General features: G+C 41.7%; 8 protein-coding genes and 2 pseudogenes. 2 read left to right on the top strand and 8 right to left on the bottom strand.

The annotated features are described in order from the left end of the window. Window position 1 precedes the first annotated feature (1 nt). Window positions 2-1,366 carry a prephenate-dependent tRNA uridine(34) hydroxylase TrhP gene (trhP, locus tag N4T56_RS13970; RefSeq protein WP_261733650.1) on the bottom strand — a complete coding sequence of 455 codons (1,365 nt, stop codon included), beginning with the start codon at window positions 1,364-1,366 and terminating at the stop codon, window positions 2-4. A gap of 248 nt (window positions 1,367-1,614) precedes the next feature. Between trhP and N4T56_RS13965 the strand changes: the two are divergent. Both N4T56_RS13965 and N4T56_RS13960 read left to right on the top strand, forming a co-directional pair. After that, a pseudogene (locus tag N4T56_RS13965) lies at window positions 1,615-2,458 on the top strand (HDOD domain-containing protein). Window positions 2,459-2,608: 150 nt separating this feature from the next. Continuing rightward, on the top strand, window positions 2,609-4,090 hold the full coding sequence (locus N4T56_RS13960) for a putative bifunctional diguanylate cyclase/phosphodiesterase (RefSeq protein WP_261733649.1): 1,482 nt from the start codon (window positions 2,609-2,611) through the stop codon (window positions 4,088-4,090). Between the two features lie 23 nt (window positions 4,091-4,113). Here the strand turns inward: N4T56_RS13960 and N4T56_RS13955 are convergent, their stop codons facing one another. The 7 genes and pseudogenes from N4T56_RS13955 to N4T56_RS13920 form a co-directional block, all read right to left on the bottom strand. After that, on the bottom strand, window positions 4,114-4,554 hold the full coding sequence (locus N4T56_RS13955) for a thioesterase family protein (RefSeq protein WP_261733648.1): 441 nt from the start codon (window positions 4,552-4,554) through the stop codon (window positions 4,114-4,116). A 23-nt stretch (window positions 4,555-4,577) separates the two neighbouring features. Then, the gene (locus N4T56_RS13950; protein WP_261733647.1) at window positions 4,578-5,390 is read right to left on the bottom strand and encodes a substrate-binding periplasmic protein; all 813 of its coding nucleotides are present in this window, start codon (window positions 5,388-5,390) and stop codon (window positions 4,578-4,580) included. Between the two features lie 395 nt (window positions 5,391-5,785). After that, a complete protein-coding gene (locus N4T56_RS13940; protein WP_261734834.1) occupies window positions 5,786-6,301 on the bottom strand; it encodes an EAL domain-containing protein in 516 nt (171 codons plus the stop codon). A gap of 7 nt (window positions 6,302-6,308) precedes the next feature. Beyond that, entirely contained in the window at window positions 6,309-9,605 is a 3,297-nt protein-coding gene (locus N4T56_RS13935) for a diguanylate cyclase domain-containing protein (RefSeq protein ID WP_261733646.1), read from the bottom strand. 120 nt (window positions 9,606-9,725) lie between these two features. Then, window positions 9,726-10,199, bottom strand: coding sequence for a LabA-like NYN domain-containing protein (locus N4T56_RS13930; protein WP_261733645.1), 474 nt, complete (start codon window positions 10,197-10,199; stop codon window positions 9,726-9,728). A gap of 17 nt (window positions 10,200-10,216) precedes the next feature. Continuing rightward, window positions 10,217-13,320, bottom strand: a pseudogene (locus N4T56_RS13925) (multidrug efflux RND transporter permease subunit). Continuing rightward, the gene (locus N4T56_RS13920; RefSeq protein WP_261733644.1) at window positions 13,320-14,423 is read right to left on the bottom strand and encodes an efflux RND transporter periplasmic adaptor subunit; all 1,104 of its coding nucleotides are present in this window, start codon (window positions 14,421-14,423) and stop codon (window positions 13,320-13,322) included. The pseudogene N4T56_RS13925 and the gene N4T56_RS13920 overlap by 1 nt, the downstream one beginning before the upstream one ends. Window positions 14,424-14,603: the final 180 nt, after the last annotated feature.

Genomic DNA, 14,603 nt, shown 5'->3' with positions numbered 1-14,603 from the left:
ATTAACCTGGTTGATGAGGGTTTCGTGTATCCACTCCCTCGGGTAAATTGCGCATTAGCATGGCTCGTTCAACATTGATATTTTGCGGAATATCCATAAACACAAAATGACCAGAACCTAAGGCCGCGTCTATCTGCTCACCTTTGCGATTGACTAATGATGCAATAGAGATAACAAAATTGCCTTCGGTTGTCATCACTTCAACGCTGTCGCCCACTGAGAATTTATTTTTAACGTCAATCTCAGCTTGACCGTCAGCGTTACGTTTACCGGTAAACTCACCTACAAATTGTTGATTGTTACTCACTGAGTGGCCATATTCGTAATTTTGATATTCGTCATGCACATGGCGACGCAAAAAGCCTTCGGTATAGCCACGATGCGCTAAACCTTCAAGGTTATTCATTAAGGTGCGGTCAAAATCTTTACCTGCAACAGCATCTTCAATCGCTTGACGATAAAGTTGAGCGGTACGAGCGACATAATAAAAAGACTTGGTACGACCTTCAATTTTTAATGAATCAACGCCCATGCGGGTTAAACGGTCGACATGTTGAATCGCCCGTAAATCTTTTGAATTCATAATATAAGTGCCATGCTCATCTTCAAATGCTGGCATGTATTCGCCAGGACGGCCAGCTTCTTGTAATAATACAATCTCGCTACTCGGCTTACCTGCCCCTAATGTTGGTGTTTCAATTTGTACTTCTGGGGGAAGGGCAATAACGTCACCGGTTTCGGTTTGCTGTGCTTGGTGCACATCATATTTCCAACGACAGGCATTTGTGCAAGTGCCTTGGTTAGGGTCACGTTTATTGATGTATCCCGATAATAAGCAGCGGCCAGAATACGCCATGCAAAGTGCACCGTGAACAAACACTTCAAGCTCAATATCTGGACAACGTTGGCGGATTTCTTCAATTTCATCTAATGATAATTCACGCGATAAAATGACGCGTTTAATCCCTTGTTGTTGCCAAAACTTTACCGACGCCCAGTTAATGGCATTGGCCTGTACAGACAAATGTACCACTTGTTCAGGAAACGCCTCACGTACCATCATAATTAACCCTGGGTCAGACATAATGACCGCGTCGGGCTTCATGGCAATCACTGGTTCCATATCTTTAATATAGGTTTTCAGTTTGGCATTATGCGGCGCAATATTACTGACAACATACAGCTTTTTGCCTAGTGCATGGGCTTCTTCTATCCCTGTGGCGAGGTTTTCCATTTTAAAATCATTATTTCTCACCCGTAAGCTGTAGCGAGGTTGGCCGGCATAAACAGCATCGGCACCATAAGCAAAGGCATAACGCATATTTTTAAGCGTGCCAGCAGGCGATAATAATTCAGGTTTAAACATAGTTTTCTCGGCTTAGAACAAGGTTGACATCTACAGGGGCGCAAGCTTACTTAAGGACATTAGTGAGAACAAATATAGCCGCAGGATTTGTGAGATGAGTTGTACTTTTGATGGCCGATTGAGATTCGAGGTGCTGCAATCATTAAAAATACACAATTAATTGAGCTTGCTGTTTTTGAGTCATCGCAAACTGAATGTGTTTGGGTATATAATCTTAGAAATTGTAAATTTTATTTTATGGAGAGCGCATGTCTACCGAACATCAACTCTTGGTTGGATTATTAAAAAAGCTTAAAGACGATGCGTTGGTGTTACCAACATTGCCAGAAGTGGCTATGCGAGTTCAAGAGGTGGTGGCGCGTAAAGATTCAAGTCTCAAGCAAGTTGGTGATGTTATTGGCCAAGATGCGGCTATCTCAGCACGAATCATTAAAGTGGCTAACAGCGCGTTATACTCTCGCGGCAACAAAGCCGAGAGTATTAGCGCCGCCGTTAACCGCATTGGTTTAGTGCAAATTAAATCTATTACTACCTCAGTCGCAATGGAGCAGTTGTTTATTTCGACCAACGAAATGGTATGGGAAGTGATGGATGAAGTATGGAAAACATCAATTGAAGTGACGGCTTCTTCTTGTGCGATGCTAGAAATATACAACAAGCGCAATCCGACCAAACGCCTCGATCGTGACACCTTAACGCTGGCCGGATTAGTGCATAATATTGGTGCGCTCCCTGTGCTAACCGAAGCGGAGATCCACCCTGAGCTTTGCAGTAAAATTGAACAGTTACGCAGTCTTGTGCGCAAAATGCAAGTAGCCTATCGGCCGCGCTGTATTAAAAACATGGGACTTTGCCCCAGAGGTGATGGAAGTGGTCGAACGTTGGGCTGACTTACATTACATGCCTGAAAAAGTCACTTATTTAGACTTTATTCGCTCTGCGGCATTCTATACTGGTGAATTACGAGCAGGTGAAGAGTTAGATGAACGCTTAGGGGTATTTGCTGAGCGCGGATTACCTGTCACGCCCGAAGACTTAGCCAGTGACGAGTTCATTGATATGTATCATTCTATTAAGCAAAGCTACGAGTAACGGTGCTTTGCTGGGTGTATGGGCTGTGTGCTATTAGCTTGCCATCGATAGCACTTTAGTCGATAAATGATAATAGCGTCTAGGTTGATGCTTAAGGATGGTATATCCTGAAAATGACTAATAGAACACTTTATTAATGATGATAGGTTAATGGACAATTTGCTGCTCATTTTGTTGTGCTTGATCGGAGTAATAGCCGCGATTATTGGGGGTATGCATTTACGTCAGCATCGTGCCCTGCAGCAATTGACCCATGCTCTGCAATTACAAATGCTCAACCAAGATTCATTTACCTTTGATACATCATCTTCCTCGTTAAAACCCCTGACCTCAGTCCTTAATCAAATATATCAATCTAGCCTGTTCAGCACCGAACGAGATAAATTAACCGGATTAACTAATCGGGTTGGCTTTAAACGTAAAATGCTCGCTAAAATGCCAGTGTCAGAGGGCATGCTAGTGCTGGTGGACATTAAGCAATTTAGATTTGTGAATGACTTATTTGGCTTTATATTTGGCGATAAACTCCTTAAAGCGTTTGCCAAGCGCATCGAACACTTAGCCCATAAACCACAATTTATTGCCCGAATGAATGGCAATGAGTTTTTATTGTTTTTCCCTAATGAGTTAACCTTAACTGAGCTGTTAACCATTAAAAACGATTTACAACAACCTTTTGAAATAGAGCGACAGCCCATCAGTATCAAAATGCAGTTAGGGGTATTATCACTGAGTGCACACCATGCTGATGTGAGTTTGATGTTAAGGCGCCTTGATTTGGCACTGAAAAAAGCCAAGCAATTAAAACAGCCTATTGCTTTTTATGATCAAGATGACGACAAAGCTCAATACCGTGAATTATTGATTATTAATGGGCTACCCAACGGCTTAAAACACAATCAATTGTATATGGTATTCCAACCAAAACTTGATATTGAAAGTGGTCAGTGCCAACAAGTAGAAGCGTTAATTCGCTGGCACCACGAGGGGCTAGGGCATCTCTCTCCCAGTGAGTTTATTCCGCTGGCTGAACAAACAGGCATGATTGATTTATTAAGTGCCTGGGTATTAGACACCGTCGTCGCCCAACAAGCTAAATGGCGTGAAATGGGAATTTACGTCAAGGTCGCATTAAATTTATCATCAACTGATCTCGATAACCCTAATTTAGCCAATGATGTTGCCACTAAACTTACCCAATATTTAGTGCCAGCTGAATGCATCATGATTGAAATTACCGAAAGTGCCTTAATGGTGTCGTTAGAGCAAACCATAGTGACACTAAATCAGCTGCGTGACATTGGAGTTAAAATTGCCATTGATGATTTTGGTACCGGCCATTCATCGTTAGCTTACTTACGCTTTTTACCGGTGGATGAAGTTAAAATCGACAAAGCATTTTTAGATGAGTTTGAAACGACCCACGCCGCCAAACAAATTGTTAAAACCAGCATTGAGTTGGCTAAAAGCTTAGATTTTGAAGTGACGGTAGAAGGAGTAGAGTCTAAGTCGGTGTTAGACACGTTACGAACCTATGGCGTTGATACTATTCAAGGCGACTATTTTGCCAAGCCCGCCACCGCACAAGAGTTTGAACACATCTACCCGCAGCTTAATCATTTATCTGCCTAAACGGTTTATTGCACTGGTTTATTTTACGCCATACCTGCCGATAACTGACTAATTAACGCCGGAGGCATGGGGGCTAACTGACGCTTTTGGTTCATGCATACCATCTCGATTGTGGCTGTTACCGCGGCTTTAGTGGCATTTGGTCGCCAAATAGATTGCTTCCACACTGTACGAAATTTACTTTCAAAGTAAAATTGGGTACGCACGTCAATGATATCTGCAAATTCAACCCCGTCATGGCACACCATATCAGTGCGATACACAGCAAAGCCTAACTGTTGCTGCTGCCATAAATTATGCAATATTTCTGCGCCGATGACATGCTCGCGCGCGCGCTCGAAATACTTCAAAAAATTGGGGTGATATACTACGCCAGAAAAATCAGTATCTTCGTAATAAATTTGCACATTAAAGCGGTACTCTGGGCTGTAACGCGGTGTAACAGGTAAAGTTGTTGTGCTCATTGTGAGTTAACCTTGGTAAATAATTAGTCTAGCGGAACCAATAATTGCTGATAGTGTCCTTGTTGTTTTAATGTTTGTAACCCTTTGTCGAGTAGCTTACTCCATTGCTCCGCTTGAGGATCTTTCTTTGAGAAAGCGACAAATATTTCACTGGTGTGGTTATTAAATTCTGCGTTAATGTCTTTGCCTACACCCATTTGTTCAATATACACATCAGCGACCATGTCAAACATGATGGCGCTGTCAATACGGCCAACCAGTAGTAAATTAATCAATTGGCGTTGGCTGTTAACTTTGGTAATACGTAACTGGCGCTTTTCAATCAGTTGAATAAATTCATCTCCGTACTCATAGCCATCAATAATACCTACCACACTGCCTACTGGTAAGTGCCATTTATCACTGACGCTGGTGGGGTGTGATTTAGCAAAGAAAAAAGAGGCATTGACGGTAAATAAGGGCTCCAGGCCAAATACAAAGCGTTTGAGTGTGCTTTTTTCTTTAGTGACATTAAAGACGCCATTAACAGAGCCCCGATCGGTCATCACCAATCCGCGAGTATAAGGTACTACGATTGTTGAGACTGCCACATCAACTTGTTTAAAGGCTTGGTGAATTAAATGATGGGAAATACCGCGGCCAAATTCATCGGCAAAAGGAGGCCAGCCGTCTTCTGCAGCTAAGGTGACTTTTAGTTGTTCAGAATATGCCATAGTGGGAAGCGTCAACATACAACAAAGCATCACAGTGGCCGCTATTTTTTTTGGCAGTTTGTGAGAGAAGTTGTACGCTGAAAATAGAGCCAATAAGACGTTTTGAAAAGCGGTGACCAGCATATATTCCTTTATTGAATAATCCATTTGTTTCACTGAGATCATAGCATTATTATTGAGAAAGGGATATTCAACGCTACTGACAAGCCCTCGTTAAGGCTCAGTTCTCTAGGGTCTGTTGATCTTTGCTGTTTGAATTTTGTTCGAGTTAAAAACGTTTTAATCGAGGCGAATGGATTGATGCCTAGTCATCTAAGCAACTCTTTATTTGCAAAGAATCATTCAACAAAGAGTAAAACGTTTTTAGCCGAACCTTTCAGGCAGCGTTTGTTGGCCATTTTTACTGCGTTATCGACTTTTTATGTAGAATAACTACACCTCAAAGTCTCTGCCTTGTATAAAAGGCCAACAATTCGCTGCAAAAACAATCTTGAAAGATCAACAGACCCTAGGGTTGATCACACCAATTGATCGCTCATGATATGACTTTGTTTGAGCAAGCTTTGTGTCGCGAACGCATTAAGCGCAGGACTGAATAAAAAACCTTGCACAATTTTACATTGGTAATGCTTAAGCTTAACTAATTGAGCATGTGTTTCTACCCCTTCAGCAATGACATCTAGCTGCAACTCGTTACCTAATTTAATAATATTTTTCAGTACAATATTACTGGTCTCTATCGGCAACATAGAGTTAATAAAGGCTTTATCTATTTTTAAGGTATCAATAGGAAACTGGGTTAAATAGTTTAATGAAGAGTAGCCCTTACCAAAGTCATCGAGTGCGATACGTACTTTAAGCTGTTTCAGTTGGAATAACACAGCCTTAGCCGCTTTTATATCGGTAATTAATAATGACTCTGTGATTTCAAGCTCTAACATCTGTGCCGGAAATTGGCTTTGCTGCAATATCAAGGCGATGTCTTCAACTATGGTTGGCTGAGATAATTGTAGCGGCGATATATTGACCGAAATGTTGCCATTAAGAATACCTTGCTGGTGCCATTGATAACCTTGATGGCAAGCTTGAGTACAGTACCCATAATCCGATGTCGATAATTAATCCGCTGTCTTCTGCATGGTCAATAAAGCGCGTAGGAGAAACCAAACCATCGGTAGGATGTTGCCAACGAACTAGGGCTTCAAGTCCCAATATGCTTTGAGTGTGGACACAACATTTTGGCTGGTAATACACCACTAACTGGTTTTCGGGAAGGGCATTATTAAGTTGGTTTTTAATTAATACCCGCTCTAATAGCGCCGTAGACAGTTTTTCGTTGAAAAAATAACTGCCATTACGACCATTTTGTTTAGCAGCATACATAGCCGTATCCGCATGCTTTAATAATGTTTTTGCATCTTTACCGTCATGTGGATAACAGGCAACACCTATACTGGCAGAACTGTTTAACCAAAACTCATTGATTTGATAGCCCGCGTTCAGTGAGGTTCGGATCCGTTCGATAATATTGACTAAATCTTGGTTAAGTCTATTTTCATCTGGTTCATATTGAATAATTAACGCAAACTCATCACCGCCTAAGCGGGCTAGTACATCTTGATGTTTTAAGCAGTGCTGTAAGCGGTTAGCCACTTGGATAATGAGTTCATCACCAATGTCGTGTCCCATAGAATCATTCACTTCTTTAAAATGATCTAAATCGATAAACACGACCGCTGAGGCTTGGTTGGGGGTGTTAATTAACCTTGATAACTGTTGATTAAAATAAAAGCGATTAGCTAATCCGGTTAAGCTGTCGTAATTGGCGCGGTTGCTTAACTCTTTAATTTGTTTAAATCGAGACAACACAAATAACATCAACATTAAACAAACGGTAATGGCTAAGGTTATTAACGCGTAAAACCACCATGCTTGATTGATACTAAAAGCAAATTCTGCCTGTTTGGGGCTCCAGATCCCATCGCTATTAGTGCTTTGTACTTTAAAGGTATAGTCACCGGCGGGGAGGTTGGTGTACATGGCATTGTGTTGTTGGGTGGTAATCCAGTCTTGATCAAAACCTTCGAGCATAAAGCGAAATTTATTTTGTTCAGGAGCGGTGAAATCTAATGATGCAAATGAAAACTGAATCATATTATGATCATAATCCACTGTGACAGCTTCAACGGCTTTATTGTTGTTGATATTGACGAAAGATTTATTGGCGATATTAGCAGCGGTAATGTGCACTGGTGGAATAAAATGATTTTGACTAATTTGGGTGATATCAATTTGAATTAAACCTTTATTCGAGCCCATAACAAGTTGATTACCAGTCAAGCTTATCGCTGCTTCGTTAAAAATTAAATTACTATGATTAATTGCACTTGGGTAATGGGTGATAGTGCCTGTTTGGATATCGTATTGCGTTAACATTTGGCGACTGGTAATCCATAAATTACCTTGAGAATCTCCGGTTACAGCTTTAAGACGATTATCAGTTAGGCCGTCTTTGCGGGTAATGTATTCAATATTGTATGGGGTATTTTCTTTGGTAGTTGGGGTGATTTTAGCTAAACCAAGCCCTTGAGTGGACGCCCAAATAATGCCTTGCTCATCTTGGTAAATGCCGCTTATTCGAATATTTTCGCGGTCATTACCTAAGCTTAAGTGTGTTGTTTTATCGCTGTTTGAATCAATAATAAAAATGCCATTAGTGGTAGCAAGCCATAATTCTCCAGTATCAATAATAATCGCATCAAAGGTGAAATTACCGCCAGAAGTATAGAGGTTTTCATTATTATTAAAATAATGCTTTAGTAATCCTTCAGTTGGGCTAAATAACATGACGCCAGCATTTAAATAGCCGGTTACCCAAACGTTCCCTTTATTGTCAGGCGTGACGGTGTAAAAGTCGGTATTAGGAAACCCATAAGGATTGCCAGGCGCATTACTGAAGTGGGTGACTTGCTTACTGTTAGCACCGAAATAACTTAATCCTTTTTCATGCGATGCCCATACATTGTTAGCGTCATCAACTTGTACGTTCCAAATACTGCCCGTTAATGTATTATCTGACTCATTGGTTAGAGGGGATAAAGTGGCTTGTTTTTTCTGTAAATCTATAATATCTAAACCATTGTTAGATGCCACCCAAACGTGATGTTGTTTGTTGACCGAAAGAGCAAAAACATTTTCTCCCGATAATTCAGAATTATTCGCTAACGGTTTATACATTCGACTGGCCTGTTTTAAGGGGCTGTAATATGCCACACCTTGAGTCGATGCAAACCAGACAAGGCCTGATGAATCAATAAATACGTCATCGACAAAGTCGCTTGGTAAGGAGTGCTCATTAAAGGCTTGGGACGTAATCCAAGCAAATGTGTCAGTGGCTAGCGAAAGCACCCCAACACCTTTATTAGTGCTTACCCAAATCGTTTGTGAATTCTCAACGGCAATACTACTGATATAATTACTCTCTATAGTGCCTTGTTGTGGCTTGGCTTGAGCATAATAGTGCCGATAGCTTTTATCTAAAGGTTTAAAGCGGATTAAGCCATAATTTTGTGTACCAAACCAAATTATTCCATCGTCGGCCACTTCACTGCTGAGTATGTAGTCGTTAAATAACGTTTTGGCAGCAATAGGCATAGGTGCTTCATTACTGTTATTGTCAGCCATATTGGGCTCAAATAAGTGCAATGCGTGAGTGTTTGGTTCTAACACGGCTAAGCCAAAATCAGTGCCTACCCATAACCGCTGTTGTTGGTCAGCAACAATACTGTAAATTGAGGTTTCTACGGCGATTTTTTGTTGATTGAGGTATAAAGGAATCGCAGTGAATTGAGTCGAGTTGGCCGATTTAAATTGTAATCCGCTACCGGTACCTACCCATAAATGATTGCTTGAGTCTTGGTAGAGTTTCGTTATCCAATTGGTATTTTGGTCGAATGGTTCAGAACTTAATGGATAAGTGGTTAATTGATCGTCTGGGTTTAATTGATTTAGCCCATCTTCAGTAGCAAACCAAATATTTCCCTGGCTATCTTCAATCACATCGGTAACAAAATTATTGGATATATGTCTTTTAGCGCCCGGAGAAAATTGGAAGTGAATAAACTCTTGTCCATCGTAGCGGCTTACTCCTGAATCAGTCGCAAACCATAAAAAACCATTTTTTTGCTGATAGATCATTGTCACTAATGCTGATGGTAAACCGTCAGAAATATTTAAGCGTTCAATTTGATATTGATTTGCTGAGACACTGAATATAATGGAAAGTGAAATTAATATTCCACATAGGTTATGTATTAATTTGCGAAAAAAGAAACCCATTAAAAACCTTATCTTCAGCAACGATGTTTATCGTGTTAGTTCAACTCATTATTCGATATGAGGTATTGTAAAAAAAACTGTCGATAAGTTGTATCTTAAATAAGGCTTAGGCGCAAATTATTACAACAATAACGTGTTGTCTATAGGGGTAAATTGCTGGCATTGATCACTGAGCGACTTGGCCGTTAAGCGTTCAACACTAATAACATGAGTGTAGCATTGGCTGCTTTGGTTTATTTTTTTCAATAATAGATCAAAGTCACCGTCGCCAGACAACAAGATTACTTCATCAACCGTTGGGGCTATCTCGAGCATGTCGATGGTGATCCCCACATCCCAATCGCCTTTGGCTGAGCCATCACTTCGTTGAATATAAGGCTTAGTTTTTACCGTAAACCCAATATGTTTTAAGGCATCTTGAAACTTTATTTGTCCGTCATCGGCTGGGGCTATCGCATAAGCGATGGCATGGCTAATGTGACCGCGCTTTGCTAATTGTTGATACAGTGCGCGGTAATTAAATGAGCGGCCAAAGCCTTGTTTACAGGTGTAATAAATATTTTGTACGTCTACAAATACTGCAATGTTAGTCATTATCACACCTATGTTAATTAAGGCTGTTGTGCCGTTTGTGCGGCAATGGCGTCATTCAATTGGGCTTCAACATACCCGGGGAGTGAGTTGAAACCGAGATTAAACGGTACATGGCTGGGATTACCAATAAGGTTACAAAAGTAGCAAATGCCATGCCGGAGAATATCACAGTTCCCACTGCGATGCGGCTTTCGCTGCCAGCACCTGTTGACATAATCAACGGAATTGCGCCAATTAAGGTGGTAAAGGCGGTCATTAAAATGGGGCGTAACCGACGTGCAGAAGCATCAATAATGGCGGTATCAAGTGCAAAGCCACGATCGCGTAACTGGTTGGCAAATTCAACAATTAAAATGCCATTTTTAGTCACCATGCCGATTAACATGATCATGCCAATTTGGCTGTATATGTTCATGCCTTGATTAGTGAGCGCTAGGCCAATAAAGCCACCAAAAATTCCCATCGGTACGGTAAACATCACCACGGCTGGATTAATAAAGCTTTCAAATTGGGCTGCTAAGACCAAATAAGCAATCAGTAAGGCAAGGGCAAATACTACCAATACCCCACTTTGATTTTCTTTAAAGTCTTTTGACTCGCCTGTATAAGCAATTGAAATCTCGGTAGGTAATATTTCAATTGCACGTTGCTCTAAATAGTCTAGGGCTTCACCCAGTGTATAGTCTTCACCTAAGTTTGCTTTGATGGTGATCGACTTTTGTTTATTGGTATGGCTTAACCGTTGTGGTGAGGCAATTTCTTCTACATGGGTGACTGTGTCTAGGGTAATGAGTTCGCCCCTTGAGCTTCTAAAGTAAATTTTACTGAGGTCGCTAACACTATTAAAACTGTTTTCGTTGCCACGAAGGTACACATCGTATTCTTCGCCTCGCTCTACAAAAGTGGTTTCGCTGCGACCGCCTAACATGATTTCAAGGGTGGTTGATATTTCTGATACGCTAATGCCTAATTCGGCGGCGCGCTGTTTATCCACTGAAACCACAAGCTCGGGTGTGGTTTCAGCATAATCTAAATCGGCACCTTCTAGCATGGGGCTGGCATCGGCTTCTTGCTGTATAATTTGCGCCCATTTAAACAATTCAGCGTAATCAGAGCCGCCAAGCACGAATTCAACGGGTTCACTTGATCTACCTCTAAACCCTGGCAGCATAGGGCGAATCATTACATCAGGAATATCTTTTAAAGTTTGGCTAATTAACCCTAATGCTTGTTTAATATCGATGTCGCGGTCGGCCCAATCTTCTAGCTGAATAATCGCAAAGCCAGTTTGATCGCCTGCGCGGCCACCAAAGGCGGGAGCTTCTACGCTAAATGATTTCACAACGCCCTGTCCCAATAATGGTAATAAGCGACTTTCAACAATGTCCATGTTGGCAACCATACGATTATAACTGGTGCCTTCAGCCCCTTTGATAAAGGCAAAAAGCACCCCTCGGTCTTCTTGCGGTGAAAGTTGCGATGGCACTTGTTGCATTAAAAAGTAACTGCCTGCAATACACGATAAAATAACGACAGGCGCCGCGACACGCCATGTTAGCGCCAAACTAACCATACGACGATAATTGTGTTCTAACCGAGAAAATCCCCGGTCTACCCATTGGTTAAAGCGGTTTTTATTCACATTGGCTTTGAGTAATTTGCTGCCCATTACGGGCGTGAGTGTCAGCGCAATAAGTGATGAAAATATCACTGACATGGCTAACATTACTGAAAATTCGGTAAATAAAAGGCCAACCATGCCATCCATAAAGGAAATAGGTAAAAAGACCATCACCAGTACTAGTGTGGTTGAAATTACCGCAAAGCCCACTTCTCGTGTCCCTTTGTAAGCGGCAAGTATGGGTTGCTCGCCTTTTTCGATATGATGGAAAATATTCTCAACCACCACAATTGCATCGTCGACCACTAAACCAATGGCCAAGATTAGTGCCATAAGTGTTAATAAGTTAATGGTGTAGCCCAAGCTGTAAGCTGCCATAAATGCAGCGATGAGAGACACCGGAACAGTCACAGCTGGAATTAACGTTGCTCTGACTTGTCCGATAAAAATATACAGTACCAACACCACCAGTACCCCAGTTATCAACAGCGTGTTGTATACCTCGCTGATTGAGCGGTCGATAAATACGTTGGCATCGTAGTCGACCACTAAATGGGTCCCTGTAGGTAAGAAGCCTTGTACCTTGTCAACCTCTTGTTGTACTTGCCTTGAAATGTCCAGTGGATTAGCATCTGACTGCGGCACAATCCCTAAGCTGAGGTTAACGATACCGTTACTTTTAAAGGTGGAGTCTTCGTTTTTGGCACCAATGAACACATTGGCGACATCTTTAAGGTATATCGCAGTACCATCTGATGCGGTGTGCACCACAAGGTATTCAAAGTCTTCGGGGCTAAAATATAAACGTTTGGTGCGCACTGACATGACAGTAGTGTCATTTCTAACCTCACCACCCGGTGTTTCAAGGTTTTCAGTATTGAGGGCATTGATAATGTCGCTGGTGGTCACATTTCTGCCCGCCATCAGTTGTGGCTTTAATTGCACATACATGACCTTGTATAAAGCACCAGAAATATTCACTGAACTTACGCCGGTAATGAGGCTAAACCTGTCTTCTAAAACACGTTGGGCATAGTCAGTTAATTGCGTACGGTCCATGTTTTCAGAGCTTAAATTGACGTAAATCGACGGTTCTCCAGTGCCGTTATCTTTAGACACAATAGGATCGTCAGCTTCATCGGGTAAGCGGCGCTGCGCTTTGGCCACGGCATCACGAACGTCACTGACACCTTCAGTTAAATTCCAACCGAGCTCAAACTCAATCGAAATACGCGACATACCATTACGTGTAGTTGAGGTGATTTCATCAATGCCACTGATCCCGGTGAGTTCATCCTCAATCGTTTTGGTTATTTTACTTTCCATAATGGTGGCCGAGGCGCCACTGTACGTTGTCATTACGGTGACCACTGGGTTTTGCACATCTGGCATTTCCCGAACAGCCAGCTTAGAAAACGACACCATACCAAATACGCAAAGGAGCAAGCTAAGTACAATAGCGACAACAGGACGCTTAACTGCAGTATCACTTAACCACATTATTTATGCTCCTGATCTGACAATACTTTTGTGTCGTTTTGTGTCGTTTTTATTGATTTGCTCAGGTCATTCACTTTAACCCCGTCGCGCATATTCACTAGCCCTTGAACTACGATGCTATCGCCAATACTGACGCCAGACTCAATCAACACTTCATCTTTGATCCTTGCGCCTAATACGACTTCTTTACGCTGGGCGACATTGTCTTGGTTGATGACGTAAACAAATCGTTTAGTGCCTGAGTACTCAAGCGCCTGTACTGGAACGATAGGGGCTGAAACGCTCGGAAAAATTAACGTTGCAGACATCATCATGCCGGGTTTTAGTTGGCCATTTTTATTATCAAATTGGCTACGAATGTTTAAGTTAAGCGTTTGCGAGTTAACTCTTGGGTCAATTGCAATGATGTTGCCGGTAAAGGTAGTGTTTGCCCATGCTCTGCTACTGGCACTAACCGGCATACCTGTGCTCAAAAGTGACAAGTATTGTTCTGGCACTTGTAAATCTAATTGCAGTACTGATAAATCATCTAGTGACAGTAACTCTTCATTCATACTGACCATTTTGCCTCGGCTAAAATTGACCAAGCCGGTATTACCGCTAAAAGGGGCGGTTACTGTGTGGTAGGCCAAATCGGTTTGTGTTGATTGCAGGCGGGCGAGGGCAATGTCGACACTGGCTTTTTGTGCTTCAATTTCGGTTTGAGTAATGGCGTTAACGTTGATAAGTTTTAAAAACTCGTTGAGTTTACGTAGTTCATCTTTGTGGTAAGCCTGCGCTTCTAATACATTGGCTTTCGCTTTGCTGTTATCAAGAGAGAGCAAGGTTTGCCCTTTGCTGACATGTTGGTTAGAGGTCACTTCAATGGAAGCGATTTTACCGCCAACTTGCGGTGCAATCATCACTGAGTCGGTGGCGACGAGTTTACCAATCAGTGTGACTGACTGTGATAACTCATGTTGTTCAACATTTGCTGTCATAACGGGGATAATTTTTTCAACCCGTTGAGGCTTAGAGGCTGCAAAAACATGGGGACTTAATACGCTGCAGGCGACGATCACAAAGGCTGCTGAAAACGTATTTAAGCCGAGTTTCTTAATCATGTTGGGAATTCTCTATAAACAATGCGCAGGGCACGCAAATTGTGAATTAGCATATGGCCATATTGTAATTATGTTTTGTAAAATTTATCGTAAAGTAATGTAAAGCTTTTGGTTTTGTTTGTAACAAGGCACTTAGTTTTATTTAGCGCAACAAAAAAGCCATATCGAATGATATGGCTT

It is taken from the genome of Shewanella phaeophyticola (assembly GCF_025398315.1).
GTDB lineage: Bacteria > Pseudomonadota > Gammaproteobacteria > Enterobacterales > Shewanellaceae > Shewanella > Shewanella phaeophyticola.
This window is presented reverse-complemented; position numbering and strand designations above follow the sequence as displayed.